This is a genomic window from Enterococcus plantarum (assembly GCF_001730295.1).
GTDB lineage: Bacteria > Bacillota > Bacilli > Lactobacillales > Enterococcaceae > Enterococcus_L > Enterococcus_L plantarum.
Map to the genome: position 1 here is coordinate 1 of NZ_MIKA01000002.1, position 19,675 is coordinate 19,675.

Genomic DNA, 19,675 nt, shown 5'->3' on the forward strand with positions numbered 1-19,675 from the left:
GTTGTTGCACATAAGATTTATTTGCAGTAAGGAAGCCTTTGTCACATTTCAAACGAGGTATGCCCCAATTAGAAAATTCAATCCCTAGAACTTTAACAATGACTCCTTTTTTTATAGCTGTTTTTTTGGTAGTAAAATTAGTTGAAGTATAGTAAAAATCGTCCGCAATCATTTTGATAAAACCGGGATTCGATAGGAAATAATGACTCATGTTTTTTTGTTGTACATAATTTTTATTTGCAGTTAAGAAACCTTTTGCGGTTTTCAATCTAGGGTAACCACCTTTTGAATATTGAATGGCATCCACTTTAACGATTGTTCCTTTGAGAACTTTGGTATTTTTACTTGTAAATTCTGCTGTTGTATAATAATAGTCATCATTTTTTAACTGAACAAAGCCGGGATTTGTTGTGTAATAATTAGATAGATCAATCTGTGAAACTAAGTCTTTAAAATGAATATAGCCATCCACTGCATTCCTATCAATCCATCTTGTCGCATAGTTTCCAGAATCTGCAGGGTTGTTGTATTCTTCAATTAAAACACTATTTCCACTAATCTCTGCCACCCAAGCCACGTGAAATTTAGCATTCCACCAAGCTACAGAACCTACAGTTGGATTTTTGTCTACATTGTATCCCATACTCTGGGCATTACTTCCCCAGACATTTGCATTCCAATTATTAGGGGGACGAGTGATATTAAATTTGTTAACCACACTTAAACGGTTTGCTACAAAAGACGTACATTGTCGAGTGATCATTCCCCATGTATCAACTGTAGCATTAAGTGGTAAGTTTTTCCACTTAGCTGGATAGTCATCTCCAATTTTTGCCATATTGTTTCCTTCTTTCCTTTTTTAATTATTTTGCAGCTGCTAGACACAGTTTATCTGAATAAAGTAATCCTAACCATTCAGTATTCTTTCAATGTTCTATCACAACTTGTTTCATGTGAAACATTCTAATAAAAAGGTTATCTGTGTACTTTTAAAACGATACACTGTATGATACACATAAATTAGTGTATCGTTTGTTGTTTTAGCATTTAATGTTATCTAACTATGGGCTAGGTTGAAACGCACGAATACAGCTTTTAATTTTAAAAGGAGGAGTCAGGATGAAACGTATCGAACGAATCTATCTTTATGTAAAAGAGCAGACGGAAAATTTAACGCCTAGTGATGTCTCTTTAGGTAGTGGTGTGACTACAGGGGATGTTTCAGATGCATTAGATATCCAAAGAACAAATGCTAGCAAAGACTTAAATCAACTAGTACGGGAAGGATTATTAGAAAAAACAGAGGGTCGTCCTGTAAAGTATGTCGACAAAGTCATTTTTAAATATCAACCATTAACAAAGCCTGTAAAAAGTTACCGTGAACATAGTCTAGTTGAGGACACTACAGCACGTATGCATCACGTACATAAACCTTCAAAAAAATTTACTGGAGAAGACATTTTCAAAGGGATGATTGGCTCTGCTGGCAGCATGAGGACGCCTGTCGAACAAGCGAAAGCAGCGATACTGTATCCACCAAAAGGATTGAACTGTTTGATTACTGGCCCAACTGGATCTGGGAAAACCTATTTCGCTCATGCCATGTTCCAATTTGCCTTAATGAATCATGTGATCGCTCCAGATAAAAAATTAGTTGTCTTTAATTGCGCTGATTATGCTCACAATCCGGAATTATTGATGTCGCATCTTTTTGGCTATGCAGAAGGCGCATTTACAGGCGCAACGAAAGCCAAAGAAGGAATCATTCATGAAGCAGATGGAAGCATTCTATTTCTTGATGAGGTTCACCGTTTACCACCAGAAGGACAAGAAATGGTCTTTTATTTTATGGATCATGGAACGTATTCAAGATTGGGGGAAACCGTTAAAAATCGTCAAGCAGATGTGAGGATTATTTGTGCAACAACTGAAAACCCAACCTCTTCTTTACTAAATACGTTTGTCCGCAGAATTCCGATCATCATTCAGTTACCTAATTTTATTGATCGCCCTGCAAAAGAAAAAATTGATCTTCTTAGAGTGATGATCTCAATGGAAGCTTCACGTATTCAGAAAAAAATTTCGTTATCAGAAGATGTAGTGAAAGCTTTGATCGGTAGTGTTTCTTATGGCAATGTAGGACAATTGAAATCCAATGTTCAGTTAGTGACAGCTAGAGGCTTTTTAAATCATATCGACCAAGATGAATTGACAATCACGATCGATGAATTGACCGATAGCATCAAAGAAGGGATGATGCAGCTAGCGAGCAATCGTGAAGCATTGGCGGAACTATCAAAATATTTGGAACCGCAAATGATCGTTACACCCAATGAACCTTTAGTAACGATACAATCAGATTCATATGAATTACCCTATAATTTATATGAAATTATTGGTGATAAAGCAGCTTTATTAAAAGCTGATGGATTAGAACAAGAAGTGATCAACAATTTTATTACAACAGATATCAATGTACATTTAAAATCTTTCTATAAAGATCATGGTTTTACATTTGATACTGAAAACAAGTTAGCAGAAATCGTCGATCAGCGTATAATCGATGTCACCAAAGAAATCTATACTTTTGCTAAACAAAAACTAAACTATAATTTCCAATCAAATTTTATTTATGCCATGAGCTTGCACATTAGTTCATTCTTAAAACGAATTCAAAATGGTGAAGAGCGCCAACACAAATTAAATGAGAATATCAAAAATATGGTGTTGGATTATCCGGTAGAATTTGAGACAGCACAAGAAATAAAACGTATTATTGAAATCAATTATCAAATGAAAATACCTGAATTTGAAACCTATTATCTGGCGGTATTACTCATTTCACTAAGAGAAAATAAAGATGCAGGACGGATTGGTATTGTCGTTGCTGCCCACGGAAAAAGTACAGCAACAAGCATGGTGCAAGTGGTATCCCAATTGTTGAATGTTGATAATTTAAGAGCGGTCGATATGCCGTTAGAAATGCAACCGAAAGAAGCTTTGCACCAAATCGTGAATGTAGTCAAAGAAGTCAATGAAGACAGTGGTGTGATTCTTTTGGTAGATATGGGTTCTTTAGCTACGTTTTCAGATGAAATCACGCGGCAGACAGGAATCGAAGTTCGAACAGTTGATATGGTCACAACACCAATCGTTTTAGAGACAGCGAGAAAAACGACATTGATCGATACACAGTTGGAGACATTATATGAGTCACTGAAAAACTTTCAAGGATACGCCAAAATTCATCAAGAGAGAGAAATGGATTCTTTGGAGACGTGGAAAAAAAGAGTGATCATCGCAATCTGTGCTTCTGGGGAAGGAACTGCTAAGCGGATGAAAGAAATGATCGAAGCTGCTGTCCCATCCCAATTAGCTTTAGAATTAGAAGTATTCCCCTTGTCCATTGTCGATATGAAAGAGCAACTTGTTGCCATTCAAGAAGAATATCGTGTTATTGCGACAACGGGTATTACAGATCCTAAAATTGCAGCACCATTTATTCCGATGGAAACCTTTTTCTCTGGTGAAGCGGAGTCTGTGATCAATCAGCTATTGATGGATAGTGATATTTATGTAGAAACACAAGAAATGGATGAGCCAATGGCTAAAAAAATCTGTGTTGAGTACATGGAGGAAAGCTTTACCTTTATCAATCCCAGAAAAGTAATTGATCCGTTATGGGGATTTGTTGACATCATCCGAACTAAGCTGAATCTACAATTGGATTATACGTTCTATGTTAATTTCGTCATGCATTTAGCCGGTATGTTAGAAAGAGTGCTACAGCATGATACATTGACGCTGACCGAAGAAGAACGAACACAGGTCACAAGCGAACCTAGCTATGAAATCGTAATAGAAGCAGCCGTTTATCTAAAGCAACTATTTAAAATTGAGTTACCAGTGGAAGAAATTTATTATATTATTCAGTTGATCAAAAATACACAGTTGAATCAAGCTCAAAATACAGATGATACACTAGAATCGATACACAAAGAAGATACACTGTTTTAGTGTATCTTCTTTGTGTATTCTCTTAAAAAAAGCCTTAGTTTTCTCTTTATTTTGCTAATACACTATTTTTGGCATGGAAATTGCTTTAAATAAGACAGTGGATAAAATTTGTCTATTATTCAAGCAATCCACTTGTAATGATTTGGCGAATTCTTTTAGTCTTTATTTTGGCAATAAATGACTAGACATAGTATTTTAGTAATAATGAATCAAGAATTTGCAGATTAGAGTAACCTTGAGAAGGAGAACAACAAACATGATGGATATTCGTTTAGTGCGAATCGACGATCGTTTAATCCATGGACAGGTTGCGACCGTTTGGACCAAAAGTACCAATGTAAACCGGATCATAGTCATTAGCGATGCAGTTGCACATGATACACTAAGAAAAGCATTGCTTGTACAAGCAGCGCCGCCTGGTGTAAAAGTAAATGTCATTACTGTTGAAAAGATGATCAATATTTTTTCAGATGACCGTTTTGATAGCTTAAAGGTAATGTTGTTGTTCACAAATCCAGAAGACGTAAAACGTGTGGTAGAAGGTCATGTCGTATTCAACTCTGTCAATATTGGCGGAATGAGTTTTACCAGTGGCAAGCGTATGATTACCAATGCTGTTGCGGTTAACAAAGAGGATATCGCCGCATTCCAGTATTTACATGATCAAGGTATTACGTTGGAGATTCGGAAAGTAGTTGCAGACAACAAAATAGATTTGATGGAATTGCTGAAAAAAGAACAGTTAGTGTGAGTCTTTTTTCAGATTCTATATAAATGGCACGACTGACTCGATGTTACTAGTCGTATCATATGCATAGAATTGGAAGGAGTGATCCAATCGATCAAAATCAATATATGGAGTGATCGTTGAGGAATAGGAATGTTCAAAAATCATCTGACAGATCGCAAGAAGTAATTGAAAACACAAACCGAGTAACGCATTTTTTCTATTTTTTATTTTTAGTCGGTGTTTTCATCTGTTGTTGATTTAGTGATAAGTAGTTGAAAAAAATATAGGAGGTATCAAATTATGGTAGGAATTATTATTGCTAGCCATGGGGAGTTTGCTCAAGGCATTTTACAATCCGGTTCCATGATTTTTGGTGAACAGGAAAAAGTACAAGCAGTTGTATTGATGCCTAGCGAAGGCCCAGACGATTTAAAAGCCAAATTAAAAGCAGCAATCGCAACGTTTGATGAAGAAGACGAAGTATTGTTCTTAGTCGATTTATGGGGAGGGACACCGTTTAACCAAGCGAATAGTTTGTTTGAAGAGCATAAAGACAAATGGGCGATTGTTAGCGGATTGAACTTACCAATGTTGATTGAAGCGTATGCTTCTCGTTTCTCAATGAATTCTGCTCAAGAAATCGCAACACATATTCTTGAAACAGCTAAAGAAGGCGTAAGAATCAAACCAGAAGAGCTAGAACCTGCTGAAGCACCAAAAGCTGTTGTAGAAGACGCACAACCAAAAGGAGCATTACCAGAAGGAACAGTTGTTGGTGACGGTAAAATCAAATTCGTTTTGGCACGTGTCGATTCTCGTTTATTGCATGGTCAAGTGGCGACAGCTTGGACAAAATCAGTTTTACCAAATCGAATCATCGTTGTATCGGATGCAGTTTCTAAAGATGATCTTCGCAAAAAATTGATTGAACAAGCGGCTCCTCCCGGCGTAAAAGCGAACGTTATTCCAATTAGTAAAATGATTGAAATTTCAAAAGATCCACGTTTTGGGAATACCAAAGCATTACTATTGTTTGAAAATCCTGAAGATGTAGTCAAAGTAGTCGAGGCAGGCGTAGACATCAAAGAAGTAAACGTTGGTTCTATGGCGCATTCAGTCGGGAAAGTAGTTGTAAGTAAAGTATTGTCAATGGGACAAGAAGACGTTGAAGCTTTTGAGAAATTAGAAGAGTTAGGTGTTAAATTTGACGTCCGTAAAGTTCCAAATGATTCTAGCGCGAATATGGATGAAATCCTTAAAAAAGCGAAACATGAGTTAGCACAAGCACACTCAAAATAATCCAAAAATTCAAATGAAAATAGGAGGCTTATCATGTCTATTATAACAATTATTTTAGTAATTTTAGTTGCCTTTCTAGCTGGTATGGAAGGAATTCTTGATGAATTCCAATTTCACCAACCGTTAGTGGCATGTACCTTGATCGGTTTAGTAACTGGTAACTTGGAAGCTGGGATCGTTCTTGGCGGAACATTACAAATGATCGCACTTGGTTGGGCGAACATCGGAGCCGCAGTAGCACCGGATGCGGCATTAGCATCTGTTGCATCAGCAATTATTTTAGTTTTAGGCGGACAAGGTGTTAAAGGTGTTCCATCAGCAATCGCGATTGCTGTGCCACTTGCAGTAGCAGGTCTTTTCTTAACAATGATCGTTCGTACACTTGCTGTACCAATCGTGCACATGATGGATGCTGCAGCTGAAAAGGGTGATGTTAGAAAAATCGAAATGTTGCACATTTTAGCAGTATGTATGCAAGGTATCCGCATTGCAATTCCAGCAGCAGCATTGTTATTCATTCCAGCAGAAACGGTTCAATCTGCATTGGAATCAATGCCAGCATGGTTGACTGAAGGAATGGCAATCGGTGGTGGTATGGTCGTAGCTGTGGGGTACGCATTAGTAATCAACATGATGGCAACCAAAGAAGTATGGCCATTCTTTATCATTGGTTTCGTTGTAGCAGCAATTTCTCAATTAACATTGATCGCACTGGGTGCTTTAGGTGTTGCCTTAGCATTGATCTATTTGAACCTTTCTAAAATGGGCGGTTCTTCAAATGGTGGCGGTGGCGGAAACAACACTGGTGATCCGCTTGGCGATATCTTAAACGACTATTAAACTGAAGGAGGAGAGAAGAGACATGGCAGAAAAAATTGAATTATCCAAAAAAGATCGTTTAGCCGTTGCATGGCGCTCTACATTTATTCAGGGCTCTTGGAACTATGAACGTATGCAAAATGGTGGATGGGCATTTTCAATGATCCCAGCAATCAAAAAATTATATAAAACAAAAGAAGATCGTGCATCAGCATTAAAACGTCATTTAGAGTTCTTTAACACTCACCCATATATTGCTTCGCCAATTCTTGGTGTAACATTAGCGTTGGAAGAAGAACGTGCCAATGGCGCACCCGTTGATGATGTAGCAATTCAAGGGGTAAAAGTTGGAATGATGGGACCTTTGGCTGGTGTTGGTGATCCAGTGTTTTGGTTTACTGTTCGTCCGATGTTAGGCGCGCTTGGTGCTTCATTAGCGATTAGCGGAAATATCTTAGGCCCAATTATTTTCTTCGTAGCATGGAATTTAATCCGTTGGTCATTTATGTGGTATACACAAGAATTTGGCTATAAAGCGGGTTCTAAAATCACAGAAGACCTTTCAGGTGGATTATTACAAGACATAACGAAAGGTGCTTCGATTTTAGGGATGTTCGTATTGGCAGCTCTGGTACAGCGATGGGTGTCCATCAAGTTCCTTCCAATTGTTTCTACGGTTAAATTGGATAAAGGTGCTTATGTAGAATGGGATAAACTACCAATCGATGGTTCAGGACTTCAAAAAGCATTTGAGGAAGTTGGCTCAGGTAAAGCACTTTCAGCAATGAAAGTAACGACTCTACAGGATAACTTAGATCAATTGATTCCTGGGTTAGCAGCTTTACTATTAACATTCTTCTGTATGTGGTTATTGAAGAAAAAAGTTTCACCAATCGTTATCATTCTTGGTTTATTCGTAGTCGGTGTGCTTGGTCACGTTATTGGATTACTATAATTTAACCTGAATTTTACTTCGATTCTACTCTTAGGGCAAAACGATTTCTTTGTTTTGTCCTAAGTTCTTTTACATAGCTTAATTCTTTGGTAACACGTATAATAAAAAGGATAGATTACAAGGGAAATGGGGCAATTAAAATGGTTCAATCACTGAATACGAAAGTAGATTTCATAACGGATGCCACCGCTTTTACGGGTCTTACGGATTATGGGAAAATTATGATCGGCGACAAAGGTTTTGAATTTTATAATTCTCGTGATAGCCGTAAATTTGTTCAAATTCCGTGGGAAGAAGTTGATTACGTGATTGCTTCTGTGATGTTTAAAGGGAAATGGATTCCGCGTTATGCGATTCAAACAAAGAAAAATGGAACCTTTACCTTTTCTTCTAAGCAACCTAAAAAAGTACTTAGAGAAATGCAAGAATATGTTGCACCAGATCATATGGTACAATCATTAGGATTCTTTGATGTCATCAAACGAGCATTTAAAACCTTAGGTAAAAAAAAATAAAGAATATAGGAGGCGGGGACAGAAGGGTTTAATCCAAAAAAATAAGAAGGGATTGCTTCTGCTCCTACCGTTTATTCGCAATTAGGGTGTGATACAAAAGTGATTTTTACTTTTGTATCACACCCATGTATTTTTAGTATAAATAGAATTAATTCTTTTTTTCTTGTCTATAAAATTGAATAGAAGGAAGTACAAACATGATCAGCAATAATAAGGTTGAAAAAAGCATTTTGCTAGCAAGAGATAATGTAGCTGGATTGACTAAACCTATGAAAATAGTGAATGCTAAAACTGCAAGAATGACAGTAGGAATAGTCTCTAAAAAGCTACTTTTTTCTAAGTAATAACCGACTAAAATAATGCCAGATAAAAGCAGTAAAATCAACGCAAATAATTGGTGAGAAAGAATCACTGTTTTTCCTATCCCGTTCATCTTATTATCGATTATTGGTACTAAGAACGTTGCTAACCAACACATAAAGGCTGACAAGGCAAAAGAATAACTTACTTTTTTTGAGAAGAGACTGTATTTTACAGATGCAAGTATAAAAATGATTGCTAAGGCTAACAATAAAATCGGCAGACCTGTTTTAAAGAGACTGACGGCTATTACAGGTTCCAAAAGAAGCGTAAATAGATTGAATTGAAGTAGCAAAATAAAGACCATCATGACAAATTTTATTAAATCTTTGCTTGAATTATTTGGTAATTCTGCTAAAATGGCATCGCTGATTTCTTTCGGATTTTTACCAAAAAATACTTGTGCTGAAGTACCGTTTTTTTGGGCATTGAGAATATCTTGTAACATTTCTAAGAGAAGTTCTTCTGTTTGTTTTTCCTTCTTGTTTATGTTTACGCGAATATAAACTAAAATCTCTTCGTAGTATGTTTTATTTTCTGGATTCAATTGTTTTCTTAGTTGATTATTTTGTTCGACTAATTCTTCTGTATTTATTACAGCCCTCATTTTCTTATTCGATAATATTGTTTACGCCTGTGGAGATTATGACCCATTGTTTTTCAAATTGCTGTAAGTAGGCTTTGCCTGCTGGCGTCAAAGAGTAGTATTTCCGTTTTGGTCCTTCTGAAGATGGGCGCATTTCACCGGAGATCAATTCTAATTTTTGAAGTTTGAGCAGGACGGGATAGATGCTGCCTTCACTGACCATATTTAAACCATATTCAGACAATAAAGTAATCATTTCATAGCCATAGACTGTTTTTTTTTGAATGATTTTTAAAATACATCCTTCGAGTAATCCTTTTAACATCTGAGTAGTGTCCAAACAAGCCCCTCCGTATGAATGGTGTATTGTCATACACTATACCATTCATACACTATGTTGTAAAACAATATAGCGCTCTATTATAAACTAATTTTTTTCTTGCATTTAATATATGAAATTAATTTAAGGAAAATTTACAGAAACAGATTTTTTTGTTATTTTTCAGACCTTTTATTTTGACCTAGCCTTTTTTTAGGAGTACCATAAAATTGTAGAAAGAATTAAAAAGGAGCGAGACATTATGAATGAAACAAGCAGGAAGGGTATTGACTGGGGTTCTTTGATTCTAGGAATTCTATTTGTTTTAACAGCGTTACTATCTTTCCAAGACCCAGCAGGAAACTTAATTGCAATTGTGATGGTTTTTGCAGTATTCGCAATTGTGAAAGGGATTTTTGAAATATTAGTACGAAATAGAATGAAGGAACTAACAGGATACAAAGCCTATGCGCCAATTATTTTAGGGGTCATCGATATTATTATCGGGGTATATTTCCTATTTAACTTAAATATCGGTGTTGCAGCATTACCCTTTATTTTTGCGATTTGGTTTATCCTAGACTCTGTTTTTGGACTTTTCGCTTTAGATTTAGCGAAATCAGTCAGTACTGGCTATTTCTGGTTTACTTTAGTCGTTGATGTTTTGGGGATTATTCTAGGAATCATGTTATTAATGAATCCTTTATCTTCAGCATTAACATTAAGTTTTCTAGTTGGATTTTATTTTATGCTTTTTGGTATCACGCAGATTGTTTACGCATTTAGATAAAACGAGGAGGAACAAATAATGACAAATTATGCAGAAAAAGAAGTAAAATTAGTAGAAAAAATCGGTAAAGAAATGGATAAGTTAGACGTGACTCTTGGAAAAATGGAAGATACAGATAGCAAAATCAAACATTTTTATGAACAAGAAAAAGCGTTACATGAAATAAAATCAATTATCCGCAAAGAAAATAAGATCGAAAAAGAAGAGCAAAAAGCTCTTGATAAAGCAGTAGAAAATGCTGAAAACTGGATCGATGATCAAGATTCATTGGTTTACCAAATCAATACTGAAATCGATAAATTAGATTCAACTTTAGGTAAAATCGATGGCGATGAAAATAAAGTGAAGAGCTACCTGGAACAAAAGAAAGCCATTCATGAAATTAAAAAAATTGTCAAAAAAACGGATAAATTAGGTGAATAAACGATTCTGAATTGAATCAAAAAAAAAGTAGAGGCTGATCTTTAGGGATCGTCCTCTATTTTTTATATTCGGTTAATTGTAAAAATACGCTATAATAGAAAAAAATACGAAGGAATGACAGTATGAACTATCATCGCTTTAAACTACCAAAGGCTTATTGTCCAAACTGTTCAAGAAAAGTAGAATTACTTTTTTCGGAAGAGTCTGCCGAGCTACCGCAATTCTATATTTGTTTTAAATGTAAAAAAGTCGGGCAATTCGGTGTGGGTGAATTAGCGACGAACGACTTTTTAGCTTTTTCAACGGACAGAAAACAGGAAATTCAAGAATTAGTGGAAGAAATTCCAGATAAATATGTTTACAAAGCGAACGGAAGCCAATTACGTTTGGAAGAAAAAACAGATACATATAAACGACGTTGGCTAAGTCTTTATGAATACGAAAAAGCATTTGGCGAAACATTGGGCTTTGAAACGATTGATTTTAGGGAAGATAACCGATTATGTAAATGGTGTAATCACCCTTTGGAAGGCCGCAGAAGATCATTTTGTTCGGATCGCTGTAGCCGAAACTATGGCAAAGCGACTTTTTTTAAACGAGGAATGTCAACGTTACCACATAGAATAGCTAGTAGAGATCGTTTTTATTGCAGAGTCACTGGAGAAGATTTAGCAGTTACCAATCGTTTTGGTGTCAGAATTCCAGCTAGTGATCATCAAGTGGAGATTCATCACTTAGTCTTTGTATCCGCAGGAGGAAGTGATCATGAAAGTAATCTTTTAACTGTTTCCAAACAAGTCCATAAGGATTATCACATGGGCGTTGCATACGCTGTAAACGCTATTGAAGAAATAAAAAAACAGCAACTAGTGCACTACCAAGAGAAAATGTACACTGCAAAAGAAAATAGCTAGGCAAGATTGGGAAAAGAAAAAAACTAAAAAAGGTGAGGTTGGGACAGAAGTGTTTAACTCCGAGAAATAAGAAGGAATTTACGAAAATAGCTCTTCAAATTTTTGTGAATTTCAGCTTATTTCCGAAGGAGTTGCTTCTGCGCCCACCGTTTATTCGGTTACTAATAGCCTGAAACATAATCTTTTTAGTTATGTCCCAGGCTTATCTTTTTTAGTGATCTCTTAATAATATCTACGGGAATTTGATGGACCTGAAATCATACGAACTAACCATACAGCGATAGCCACAGGAATCAAGATCTTGATTCCTAGCCACAATAAACCACCTAAAAGTCCTAGTATGATACTTAAAATAATACTTCCTATAAAGAAAAATCCGATTACCATTAATATATTCAGTAGCATTGAGCGATGTTCCATTCTAAAAACCTCCAGTTTTTCTCTCGTTCTCTATGAATAAAGTATAGCAAGAATCCTTAGCCACTGAATCCACCTTTAGGCTGATTTTCTCTCCATCTTTAGGCGGGGCATGATCATTGGATCTGTTTTATAAGAACGTAAAATGAGGTAATGAGAATATGTCAAAATCAAGACTAGATGTTTTTAAAGATGTTTCTATTACGATTGTGAGGACGATTTTAATTTTTAGAATAACATAAACATTTTATATTGATCGTAAATAGTTGTATGGTAATTAGGTGGATCATTTTATATTGATGAATAGATAAGCAATAGAAGGGGTAAATTCGGTTTATAAAGAGTGCATTATCAAAGATAAGATAGGACTATTTCTTAGTTTTATCTTATCTTTTTTTTAAAACAGATAATCACTTTAAATAAATCATATAAAATAGAGTGAAACCTCAATTATTCTCATTTTTTTACAACATTATCGTATTTTATGAAAACAAATCTAGTTGTTTTTAGGTTAAAATTAAAAATGATTGTAAAAAAGAGTGTAATAAACATAGAATTATAAAAATGGTGTTTCTAAATAAAAAAGTAAGGTACAAGTAAAAAAAGGGGCCGTTAGTACATATGGAAAAGGTGAATCTTACAAAGAGTACAACAGGAAGCAAAAAAGTTTTTTTAAGAAAAGAAATGGAAGCAAATCGATTAGGAGAAGAGCTGTATTCAGAGGATGTTCTGAGCCAATATTCTGTCTATCTTATAAGAAAATTCGAAGTATCAGAAGATTATGAACAGCCAGAGCAATTTGAAGTACTTCTATCGGACCTACCAAATGAATTCAACCATGAATTTGAAGACTGTGTAGTAAAAAATCTATATGTTCGCGTGACACAAAAAGCTGTTTACATTACATTGCTATTAGCTTTGGCTCATCCATTAAGCAAATTACAGATCAGCGACTTACGCACTTGGATCAGCGGTTTAGAAGTTCCTGAAAGCCCTCTAGAGCATCTGTCTAGTTTTGCTGAAGACGTTCCGCTTGAAATGGTAAAAGGATTACAAGAAACGAATAGTGAAGTCTTGCTTTTAAGCGAAATGATGAATCAATTTAGTGAAAATTTAAATGATCTTTACAAAGAAGTTCAAACTGTTAAAGAGAAGAGAACACCGCCCGTAGTTAAAGTAGTACAAAGTAAAATTGCTGCTAAAGAAGCATTAGAATCAAAAAATGCTAAACAGCTAAGAATGACTGACGAAAAAATAAGGCAATTAGCGGAAGAGTTCGCAACCTTTAAAACGCTTATAACGGATAAATTAGAAAAACAGCCAAAGCCAAAAGCACCACCGAAATTCAAAATTACATTTGATTCGAGTGAAGAATCCGGTCCAACTGTTGAAAGTCGGTTAGATGAAGCAGTACAGCGAATCGATTTGCTAACACAAAAACTGACTCACTCGGATGAGCAAGTCACCGAACTAAGGAAAACAATCGAAAAAAATAAACAAGTACAAAGACCAAAACTAACCTTCTCTACCGCTAAAAAAGCAATTAGTGAACAAGCAAAGCTTGCAGAGAAAGTTGCGACAACCAATGAAGAAGTTACGACTATCGCACACCAATTACAGCAAATCAATGGGAAATTGAATGCTGTAGAGTCAACCGTTATACAAGCGAAACCAGATTCTGAAGCACTAGCAAGAATTGAAAAAGATCATGGGCAATTACAAAAAACAACCACAGAAACCCTTAAATTAACCCAAGTGATCGATCAATTGACTATGAAGTTACAAGCTGTTGAAACAGAACTTACAATAGTCAAAAATGAAAAGAAAAAAGTGCCTAAAGTAAAACTGACTAAAAGCGATTCAGCAAAAAGGCTAGCAGAACAACATCAAAAAGATCAAGAACAGTTAAAGTCAAATGCAACAGAAATAAAGAAATTAACGCAAACCGTTGGCAAAGTAGATGTTCAATTAATCAAAGCACATCAAAAAATCGCTGAGTTAGAACAAAAAATGCGTCAAACGTCAAAAGCAACACCAGCAGTAAAAACGGAACCAATCAAAACAGCTCAGCAAGACCCTGTGACAAGAACAAGCAATAAAATGATAGGACCACCTCCTGCACCAGCAACACGCGCAGAAACATCCCAGCAAACGGCTACTGCACAAGCAACTAGAAGCTTCCCGACCAAAGAGACGTTTCTACAAGCAAATCGACCCGCCAAAGCTGTAGCAGAAGTTGGCGAGGAGAGACCGACAGTGACGTTAGCAATCGAAGAAATGCTTGATCGTGTTTCAGAAAAACATCCACAACATACTGGGGCTAAAAGTTCTTGGTCAATAGAAGAAGGGTATAATCAAGATAGTGCGAATTCCCAAGACCCAAATGGTCCCTCTTTACGTCGTTTGAAAAAATTAGAGTGGGCTATCCATTCCTTTTTCCAACAAGGACGTGGGTCAGGACATAAAGGGATGATGCCAAAGGATAACTTTTATGCGAATATCCGACAAATTGAAGTACTCCCCTATCTCTGGGCTTCTGTATATGAACGAGAGAAGAAAGATATTTTATTAGGCAATGAATTAAGCACGCAACGACTGATCAATGAGTTGAATGATTTTTTAGAAGAAATAGAGGTATTATCTAAGAAACGAAAAGTTATGGGTAAGTGGATTTATTGCCCGAAAGAAGTGGAACAAAAGATGGAAGGATATAAACTATTAAGTGAATATTTGGAAACCTATCTTGCACGACAAAATGAAAGACAATAATGAAATAATAAACGATAAACTGAGAGCAGCAGGTTTTAGCTGAGCTCAGTTTTTTTAATTAATGTCATAATAGAATCATATGTTCTCTACGTGTGCGGAGGTGGAAGCTTCAGTGTTGAAAATCTCCTTTATGGTATAGATAGAATTGTTTATAAGTTCTCATTTTGTTATACTTTTACTACTAAATAAAAGGTGGGGGATTTATATAGGAGTAAAAAGTAGTCTTTCAGTAGCAGGAGGCGTATCTGCTTCATTTAGTAAATCTGCTAGTGCACTGAACAGAGTTACTAGTTTAACTAATACAGCTTCTAGAACGAACATTTCTGGAAACGCTATCGCCATGGAATCAGCAACTACGTATGGACAAATGTTTTAGCAGTTGTCTACAAGTATAGTAACAGCAGGAAGTAAAATCCATTCAGTTGCTAAAGATTTTTCGGAAATTGATCAACAGGCTGCACAAAAATTTCAACTAAATACGTCTCCTATGAGTAGGTGGTTTAAATGATTGAATCAGATTACAAAGCGCAACTATCAGCGATTCAAAATGAACAAGATTTGGTCAAACAAGAACTGAAGTCCGTTGAGAAGCAAAGAGAAGATTTTTTCTATTTGAATCAACAAGAACAACGGATTTATGCAGAACTTATTGCAACCAGTGATCCAGAAGATCGTAGATTTTTTCAGGATAAAGGGGAAGATAGTTTTTTTCAATCAAAAAGAGCACAACAACAACTAGAAAAAAATGAAGAGCAATTGCAGCGTATGAAAAAAGAACTAGCTGATTCTGAAGAAGAGACTTACCAATTGCAGCGAAAATCTTTACTGAAAAACGAGGAGGATTGAGGGATGGGTTTAAAATTCTATGTAGGAGAGATGCAAAGACAGGCAGCAGAAGCTGCACGTATGAGTAATAAAGCAAATCAAGCAGTTGCACAACTACAAGACAGTATTTCTCATTTCTTGTCTGCTCCTTTATCTGGTAAAGCCTATGATTCTGCTAAAAGCTATTTTAGTGTGGTTTATACACCTCTTTGTCGATCAGCGCTTATGACAGGTGAAGCAATGTAACAAGCACACAAACGTTTAGTCACTGAATACCAAAGCTCTGTCTCGGGTATCGATACTGACGAAGATCAAATCCAAAGTCAGATTGAGCAACTGGAACAGCTTAAAAGAAATTTAGAACACCAGATGCAGGTCTCGAAAAACTTCCAACCAAGTTTAGAACGTCGATATATGAACGCTTGTGATTCTATTTCTAAAAAAAGAGAAAAACTTGAAAAGTTCCACGCTTATAATGCTCGTTCCAGTAGTTTTTTTGCTGAATATGAAGCAAGTCAGCAAGAGTTTTCTCGTGGTTTAGCTCAAGTCAATGGATGCAAAGCATGGAATGCTTCTTCAGGTACTTTCAACATCAGTAAATTAGATATGAATTGGGCGATATCAATTAATAAGCGTTGGGAAAGCAGAGAAGAGCAATTAGAAGCCATAAAAAATAAGAGCATTAAGAACGCAATTGCCAAGCTAGGTGGGTATGAAATACGGCGTGTGACAAATGGGAATAAAGTAGATTGGATCATTCTAAAAAATGGAAAGATACTCAATCCAAAAAATAATTCTGAACTTTATTCAATTTTAGAATTGCATGGAGATTCGTTGCCGAAAAGCAGTTATACTGCAATGGTCGTAAAAAAAGGAATTGTTGATCCGACAATTGCCTTACCTGGTATTGGTGGTGCTGCGAACATAAAAAACGTAGTAAAAGGGATAGGGACGATAATAGTATCTACTGGAATCCTAACTCTCCTAAATGATGCCCCCTCTGTATCATTCAGCGATTCCAATGTAGATGAAGTAGATATTGAAATACCCAAAGATGTACAAAGAAAAATTAAAAAACTTTCTCCAGAGCAAAAGAAAGCCCTAGATGAAGCGTTGGACAAATTATCTAAAGGTGATAAAACAGGTTTGAACGATCACGCATTAAAAGGTGATCGCAAAGGAGAACGAGCATTTGATATCCGAGGAAAAGGGACAGGAAATAATAGAGGTGGAATCCGAGGAACCTATGAAAAAGACGGTCCCGATAAAATAAAACTAAAAGATGTGTTTAAAGGACACAAATACTAAAGTGAAAGAGGTTTTTCTTTTGGAAACTAGAATAAAGCATGTATTATTAGAAGTATTTTATGAGGAAGGAATGGATCTCGTAAAAATATTCAGAGAAAGTGAATCTTTTGATGATTTTAATGGCACAGGTATAGGTTTTACGTATGCAGACTATGAATTATGCTACGCAGGAGAACATGGAATTGTTCATACTTTAGAAGATTTTGTAGGGTTTGGTGGAGAAATGGATATAAATCCAGACACAAATGATTATCAAAGTCATAATGACCAGTTAAAAAAAGAATGGGAAATAATATCTAGAAGAAAAATTGAAGAGGCACATAGTGAATATATGCAATTCAAAAAGGATTATATGGATAAACATGGAATTGAAGATGATATGGCTGATTAATACTATTCAGGTATCTAATTTTATTAGTGTACTGCTAGTGAATCATTTTCGAATGAATTTAATGAGCTTGGGACATAAGTTCTAATGAAAAATCCAGATACCAGTCAACTTGATTGGCATCTGGATTATTTTGTTGTACAAAAATAAGAACACCTTTGCTAAAATAAAAGTGACTAAACAAATAAGTCAGCGAGGTGTTCTTATGTTTAAAAATTATACCACAAATCAAGTCGTTCTTCCTCTAGATTTTAGCTTTCAGTTAGAAAAAAATGATATTGCGTTTGCCATAGATCAATTAGTTGAAAGTATTCCGGAGGAACGTTTTCTCTCTTTCCACCATCAAATGGGGCCTGCTTCTTATCATCCGAAAATGATGATGAAAATGATTTTGTGTGCTTACACGCAATCTGTGTTTTCTGGTCGTAAGATTGAAGCGTTAACGAAAGACAGTATTCGCATGATGTGGCTCACTCAAAGTTATCAACCTAGTTATTGGACCATCAATCGTTTTCGAGTGAATCCTTTAGTGAATGTACTCCTTCGGGAGTGCTTTGTCCAGTTCCGTAGCCAATTAGTCAAGGAACAATTAATCGATGAAGAAGCCATTTTTATCGATGGCACAAAGATTGAAGCCAACGCCAATAAATACACCTTTGTTTGGAGAAAATCGATTGATAACTTTGATAAAAAGCTTACTGAAAAATCAAATTTTCTTTATGATGAATTGTTAAAAAATCAACTTATTCCTGAAATTGAGCGAGAGTCCGCAAAAGAATTATCTATCACTGAATTAGGCAAGATTGAAGAAAATCTAGCGCATGTTGTAGAAAAGTTTACAGACAAAATCGAACAAGCAGAGGATGGAAGTACGCGCAAATCAATCCGTTCTAAACGAAAAGTGTCTAAAAAATTAAGGAAACTTTTCCAGGACTTTAAAGAGCGAAAACTCGCTTACCAAAAACACAGATAGCTTTTAGGGCAACGAATTGCCACGAACAGTCAATACATTTTAGGCTACGACCTTTTCTCAAATCCAACAGATACACGAATATTACGCCCTTTTTTGACCACTTTAAAGGAGCGTTTCTTTGAACTGCCAAACTATATTGTCGCAGATGCCGGCTATGGAGGTGAAGAAAACTATCAAGCGGTTTTAGAGGATCATGAGCGAACACCACTCATCACTTACGCCATGTACCATAAAGAACAGAAGAAAAAGTTTAAACGAAATCCGTTCTTTCCAGCAAATTGGCCGTACCAAGAATTAAAGGATACGTTTCTTTGTCCCGATGGACGGAAGATGATTTTTCGCAATTATTCCATTCGTACAGATAAGTATGGTTTTAAACGATATTTAAAACGGTATGAATGTGAGGACTGCTCAAATTGCCCTCTTCGAAGCAAATGTACAAAAGCGAAGAGTGACAAGAATCGTGAGATTCAAAAGAACATGAACTGGGAATACTTTAAAGCGACGATTCAACAGCTGCTTTCAGAAGAAGAAACAGGGAAACTCTATCGCCAACGAAAAATTGACGTCGAACTAGCTTTCGGACATTTGAAGGCTTGTTTAGGATTCACTCGTTTCTTTGTTCGAGGGAAACAGCAGACACACAATGAAATTGGATTCGCGTTAATGGCAGTAAATTTAAGGAAGTATAGACTAAGTAAGCTAGAAAATAAGAAGGATTCTTCTATTTTACGGTTCTTGGGACTTACGTCCTAAGCTCTTTTTAAAATTAATGGAGGAGACTCACCAACAATGTTTTCATTGGGATTCGCAGAAAAGTAAAACTCTAATTGATTTTTATCAATCATATGAAATGAGTAAATGGAACCTTTATCAAGAGACTTCAAAATTAGCTCTTTTTTTGTTTGTTCTGAGGTTATTAAATCACCGTTTTCAAGAAAATCAAAATTATCTAATACTAGCTCAAATGAACGATCATTGTTTTCTATTATACTAATTTGCTTCTCAGTGTCTCTTACTGATTGCCAGGTTCCAACAAATGTAGACTGTTCTATATCCTTAGACCCTTTGCAGCCTACTAAGATAAAAGATAAAACAACAACTACAAAAAAATATGGTAAAAACTTCAAAGTAGTTCTCCTTTCTTTTTTTATATATTTAGAAGGATAATGTATACACTAATCATAACAGGAAATGCCATATTTTCAATACAGGAAATAAAAAAATTTAGACAAGGTCTAAATCTGACACAACTTATTGTGTCAGAT

At 35.7% G+C, this 19,675-nt stretch carries 19 protein-coding genes and 1 pseudogene; 15 read left to right on the forward strand and 5 right to left on the reverse strand.

Annotated elements, in window-relative coordinates; translation table 11 throughout:
• The coding region (locus BCR22_RS15145) for a DUF5776 domain-containing protein (RefSeq protein WP_141706521.1) at window positions 1–838 on the reverse strand (838 nt) is incomplete at its 3' end.
• Between the two features lie 281 nt (window positions 839–1,119).
• On the opposite strand from BCR22_RS15145, the gene BCR22_RS01335 reads away from it, so the two are divergent.
• The 6 genes from BCR22_RS01335 to BCR22_RS01360 all read left to right on the forward strand — a co-directional run bounded on the left by BCR22_RS01335 (window position 1,120) and on the right by BCR22_RS01360 (window position 8,335).
• Window positions 1,120–4,017 carry a sigma-54-dependent transcriptional regulator gene (locus BCR22_RS01335; protein ID WP_069653211.1) on the forward strand — a complete coding sequence of 966 codons (2,898 nt, stop codon included), beginning with the start codon at window positions 1,120–1,122 and terminating at the stop codon, window positions 4,015–4,017.
• Window positions 4,018–4,273: 256 nt separating this feature from the next.
• Entirely contained in the window at window positions 4,274–4,768 is a 495-nt protein-coding gene (locus tag BCR22_RS01340; RefSeq protein ID WP_069653212.1) for a mannose/fructose/sorbose PTS transporter subunit IIB, read from the forward strand.
• Between the two features lie 279 nt (window positions 4,769–5,047).
• Complete coding sequence (locus BCR22_RS01345; protein ID WP_069653213.1) at window positions 5,048–6,046, forward strand: mannose/fructose/sorbose PTS transporter subunit IIA; 999 nt, start codon at window positions 5,048–5,050, stop codon at window positions 6,044–6,046.
• Between the two features lie 33 nt (window positions 6,047–6,079).
• Window positions 6,080–6,886: a PTS mannose/fructose/sorbose transporter subunit IIC gene (locus BCR22_RS01350; protein WP_069653214.1), complete on the forward strand. Its 807-nt coding sequence runs from the start codon at window positions 6,080–6,082 to the stop codon at window positions 6,884–6,886.
• A 22-nt stretch (window positions 6,887–6,908) separates the two neighbouring features.
• Window positions 6,909–7,820, forward strand: coding sequence for a PTS system mannose/fructose/sorbose family transporter subunit IID (locus BCR22_RS01355; protein ID WP_069653215.1), 912 nt, complete (start codon window positions 6,909–6,911; stop codon window positions 7,818–7,820).
• A gap of 140 nt (window positions 7,821–7,960) precedes the next feature.
• The gene (locus BCR22_RS01360; RefSeq protein WP_069653216.1) at window positions 7,961–8,335 is read left to right on the forward strand and encodes a DUF956 family protein; all 375 of its coding nucleotides are present in this window, start codon (window positions 7,961–7,963) and stop codon (window positions 8,333–8,335) included.
• A 148-nt stretch (window positions 8,336–8,483) separates the two neighbouring features.
• Here the strand turns inward: BCR22_RS01360 and BCR22_RS01365 are convergent, their stop codons facing one another.
• Together BCR22_RS01365 and BCR22_RS01370 are read right to left on the reverse strand one after the other, a co-directional pair.
• A complete protein-coding gene (locus tag BCR22_RS01365) occupies window positions 8,484–9,302 on the reverse strand; it encodes a DUF1129 domain-containing protein (protein WP_240485838.1) in 819 nt (272 codons plus the stop codon).
• Between the two features lie 4 nt (window positions 9,303–9,306).
• A complete protein-coding gene (locus tag BCR22_RS01370) occupies window positions 9,307–9,621 on the reverse strand; it encodes a PadR family transcriptional regulator (RefSeq protein ID WP_083241718.1) in 315 nt (104 codons plus the stop codon).
• 241 nt (window positions 9,622–9,862) lie between these two features.
• Between BCR22_RS01370 and BCR22_RS01375 the strand changes: the two genes are divergently transcribed.
• The 3 genes from BCR22_RS01375 (at window position 9,863) to BCR22_RS01385 (ending at window position 11,727) form a co-directional block, all read left to right on the forward strand.
• Window positions 9,863–10,390 carry an HdeD family acid-resistance protein gene (locus BCR22_RS01375; RefSeq protein WP_069653218.1) on the forward strand — a complete coding sequence of 176 codons (528 nt, stop codon included), beginning with the start codon at window positions 9,863–9,865 and terminating at the stop codon, window positions 10,388–10,390.
• Between the two features lie 18 nt (window positions 10,391–10,408).
• Entirely contained in the window at window positions 10,409–10,813 is a 405-nt protein-coding gene (locus BCR22_RS01380; RefSeq protein WP_069653219.1) for a hypothetical protein, read from the forward strand.
• A gap of 122 nt (window positions 10,814–10,935) precedes the next feature.
• The gene (locus tag BCR22_RS01385; protein ID WP_069653220.1) at window positions 10,936–11,727 is read left to right on the forward strand and encodes an HNH endonuclease; all 792 of its coding nucleotides are present in this window, start codon (window positions 10,936–10,938) and stop codon (window positions 11,725–11,727) included.
• 222 nt (window positions 11,728–11,949) lie between these two features.
• Here BCR22_RS01385 and BCR22_RS01390 read toward each other — a convergent pair whose 3' ends face one another.
• Window positions 11,950–12,147 (reverse strand): hypothetical protein, encoded by a 198-nt coding sequence (locus tag BCR22_RS01390; RefSeq protein WP_069653221.1) that lies wholly within the window; start codon window positions 12,145–12,147, stop codon window positions 11,950–11,952.
• A gap of 618 nt (window positions 12,148–12,765) precedes the next feature.
• Here BCR22_RS01390 and BCR22_RS01395 point away from each other — a divergent pair.
• The 6 genes and pseudogenes from BCR22_RS01395 (at window position 12,766) to BCR22_RS01420 (ending at window position 19,163) form a co-directional block, all read left to right on the forward strand.
• The gene (locus BCR22_RS01395; RefSeq protein ID WP_069653222.1) at window positions 12,766–14,913 is read left to right on the forward strand and encodes a coiled-coil domain-containing protein; all 2,148 of its coding nucleotides are present in this window, start codon (window positions 12,766–12,768) and stop codon (window positions 14,911–14,913) included.
• A 504-nt stretch (window positions 14,914–15,417) separates the two neighbouring features.
• Complete coding sequence (locus BCR22_RS01400; RefSeq protein WP_069653223.1) at window positions 15,418–15,759, forward strand: DUF3958 family protein; 342 nt, start codon at window positions 15,418–15,420, stop codon at window positions 15,757–15,759.
• 3 nt (window positions 15,760–15,762) lie between these two features.
• A complete protein-coding gene (locus BCR22_RS01405) occupies window positions 15,763–15,984 on the forward strand; it encodes a T7SS effector LXG polymorphic toxin (protein ID WP_069653224.1) in 222 nt (73 codons plus the stop codon).
• Window positions 15,985–16,152: 168 nt separating this feature from the next.
• Complete coding sequence (locus tag BCR22_RS01410; protein WP_069653225.1) at window positions 16,153–17,046, forward strand: type II toxin-antitoxin system RelE/ParE family toxin; 894 nt, start codon at window positions 16,153–16,155, stop codon at window positions 17,044–17,046.
• A 19-nt stretch (window positions 17,047–17,065) separates the two neighbouring features.
• Window positions 17,066–17,437 carry a hypothetical protein gene (locus BCR22_RS01415; RefSeq protein ID WP_069653226.1) on the forward strand — a complete coding sequence of 124 codons (372 nt, stop codon included), beginning with the start codon at window positions 17,066–17,068 and terminating at the stop codon, window positions 17,435–17,437.
• A 202-nt stretch (window positions 17,438–17,639) separates the two neighbouring features.
• Window positions 17,640–19,163: pseudogene (locus tag BCR22_RS01420) on the forward strand (IS1182 family transposase).
• On the opposite strand, the gene BCR22_RS01425 reads toward BCR22_RS01420, so the two are convergent.
• On the reverse strand, window positions 19,160–19,537 hold the full coding sequence (locus BCR22_RS01425) for a hypothetical protein (protein WP_069653227.1): 378 nt from the start codon (window positions 19,535–19,537) through the stop codon (window positions 19,160–19,162). The pseudogene BCR22_RS01420 and the gene BCR22_RS01425 sit on opposite strands and share 4 nt — an antisense overlap.
• Window positions 19,538–19,675: the final 138 nt, after the last annotated feature.

What these genes read in the sequence shown, in the direction of transcription:
- BCR22_RS01405 (WP_069653224.1), top strand. Translation starts at nt 15,763, where the DNA reads ATGGGTTTAAAATTCTATGTAGGAGAGATGCAAAGACAGGCAGCAGAA.
- BCR22_RS01335 (WP_069653211.1), top strand. Translation starts at nt 1,120, where the DNA reads ATGAAACGTATCGAACGAATCTATCTTTATGTAAAAGAGCAGACGGAA.
- BCR22_RS01380 (WP_069653219.1), top strand. Translation starts at nt 10,409, where the DNA reads ATGACAAATTATGCAGAAAAAGAAGTAAAATTAGTAGAAAAAATCGGT.
- BCR22_RS01360 (WP_069653216.1), top strand. Translation starts at nt 7,961, where the DNA reads ATGGTTCAATCACTGAATACGAAAGTAGATTTCATAACGGATGCCACC.
- BCR22_RS01390 (WP_069653221.1), bottom strand. Translation starts at nt 12,147, where the DNA reads ATGGAACATCGCTCAATGCTACTGAATATATTAATGGTAATCGGATTT.
- BCR22_RS01355 (WP_069653215.1), top strand. Translation starts at nt 6,909, where the DNA reads ATGGCAGAAAAAATTGAATTATCCAAAAAAGATCGTTTAGCCGTTGCA.
- BCR22_RS01410 (WP_069653225.1), top strand. Translation starts at nt 16,153, where the DNA reads ATGAACGCTTGTGATTCTATTTCTAAAAAAAGAGAAAAACTTGAAAAG.
- BCR22_RS01375 (WP_069653218.1), top strand. Translation starts at nt 9,863, where the DNA reads ATGAATGAAACAAGCAGGAAGGGTATTGACTGGGGTTCTTTGATTCTA.
- BCR22_RS01340 (WP_069653212.1), top strand. Translation starts at nt 4,274, where the DNA reads ATGATGGATATTCGTTTAGTGCGAATCGACGATCGTTTAATCCATGGA.
- BCR22_RS01395 (WP_069653222.1), top strand. Translation starts at nt 12,766, where the DNA reads ATGGAAAAGGTGAATCTTACAAAGAGTACAACAGGAAGCAAAAAAGTT.
- BCR22_RS01350 (WP_069653214.1), top strand. Translation starts at nt 6,080, where the DNA reads ATGTCTATTATAACAATTATTTTAGTAATTTTAGTTGCCTTTCTAGCT.
- BCR22_RS01400 (WP_069653223.1), top strand. Translation starts at nt 15,418, where the DNA reads ATGATTGAATCAGATTACAAAGCGCAACTATCAGCGATTCAAAATGAA.
- BCR22_RS01365 (WP_240485838.1), bottom strand. Translation starts at nt 9,302, where the DNA reads ATGAGGGCTGTAATAAATACAGAAGAATTAGTCGAACAAAATAATCAA.
- BCR22_RS01385 (WP_069653220.1), top strand. Translation starts at nt 10,936, where the DNA reads ATGAACTATCATCGCTTTAAACTACCAAAGGCTTATTGTCCAAACTGT.
- BCR22_RS01345 (WP_069653213.1), top strand. Translation starts at nt 5,048, where the DNA reads ATGGTAGGAATTATTATTGCTAGCCATGGGGAGTTTGCTCAAGGCATT.